The following is a 1330-nucleotide window of genomic DNA, read 5'->3' as shown; positions in this document are numbered from 1 at the left end:
GGTATATGGCTGGGAATTTTGACAGGTTGTAAATGTAGGTTTTTGTTTTGAATTTTGCCATGCCGGTCCGAAACGGAAGTGGGCGCTGCTGAGGAGCAACCCACCAGGGATAGGGCTGGCCGACCGAAACGGGTTCCAAGGCTGTCCAGTGGGCAGCCTTTTTGTCTCCCTGTTTTGGGAGTTTTATTCCTTTGGAAAACCTTACGCCGCATATTCAGAAGGGGTTTGGTATCCCAGTGACTGGTGGGGTCTCTGATTGTTGTAATCTTCTTTCCATGTATCGGCTAGGTCTTGAGCATGCGCAACGGAACTGAATAGGTAAGCATCAAGCACATCTTCCCGGAAGGTTCTATTGAACCGCTCTACGATTCCGTTCTGCTGGGGTTTTCCTTTTTGGATTGGCGACCACGTTATCTGCTGCTCGCTCATCCATGCCTGAAACTTCTTGCTTCTGAATTCAGGACCGTTGTCGGTTCGGATACGCCTGGGCTTGCCCTGAAATTCAATCATACGCTCCAGGTATTCGATTACACGTACAGACGGCAGGCTGTGTGCCACCGCAATCCCCATGCAGGCACGGTTGAAATGATCCACCACGTTCAGCGTCCTGAATTTTCTCCCGTTTTCCAACGTGTCAGACATAAAGTCCATTGCCCACTCTTGGTTGGCCACTAATGGAATCTCAATCGGATTGGCGGGCTGATTCTTGATCCTGCGTTTCAGACGCCTGTGCAGGCTAAATCCCTCTTGCTCGTACACGCGCCTGATCTTGCTGCCACTAATGTGAGGATACTTTTTCTGCACCAGGCAGATCACCTTGTTTCTGCCTTTTCGGCTACAGCCTATCACCTGCTCAATCATCGTTTTGATCTGGGCATCTTTTGCTGGCATTTTCTTCTGGTAATACTTTGTGGTTCTGGATACCGATACGACGCTGCACGCCCATGCATGGGACACCTTGTAGGTATCTTCAAGGTAGGTCACCTGTTCCTGCTTTTGCACGGGCGTTAGGGCTTTTTTGACAAAAGATCTTTGATCATGTCAATCTCCAGACTTTGGTTGGCCACTATTTTCTTCAACCGACTATTTTCTTCCTCCAGGCTTCTGAGACGACGAAGCTCTTGCACATCCATGCCCGAATATTTATTCCGCCAGCTGTAAAACGTCGCAGAACTGATGCCGTACTTCCGGCATATATCTTCTACTTTGTGGCCGTCCTCTTGCAGTTTAAGGATCTTGATGACCTGCTCTTCGCTAAATTTGCTCTTTTTCATAATCACTAAGTTAAAAATTCTAGTTTTAACCTGTTCAAAAAAAGCAGCCTGGTACC

2 protein-coding genes are annotated in these 1330 nt (G+C 48.1%); both read right to left on the bottom strand.

Annotated elements, in window-relative coordinates; genetic code table 11:
- Positions 1-201 precede the first annotated feature (201 nt).
- Positions 202-1002, bottom strand: coding sequence for an IS3 family transposase (locus GCU44_RS22895; protein WP_154859710.1), 801 nt, complete (start codon positions 1000-1002; stop codon positions 202-204).
- 5 nt (positions 1003-1007) lie between these two features.
- On the bottom strand, positions 1008-1274 hold the full coding sequence (locus tag GCU44_RS22890) for a transposase (RefSeq protein ID WP_154859709.1): 267 nt from the start codon (positions 1272-1274) through the stop codon (positions 1008-1010).
- Between the last annotated feature and the right edge of the window lie 56 nt (positions 1275-1330).

The sequence above is a fragment of the Cyclobacterium xiamenense genome (assembly GCF_009467825.1).
GTDB lineage: Bacteria > Bacteroidota > Bacteroidia > Cytophagales > Cyclobacteriaceae > Cyclobacterium > Cyclobacterium xiamenense.
The sequence above is the reverse complement of the archived record's forward strand: the minus strand, read 5'-3'. Positions and strand labels throughout refer to the sequence as shown.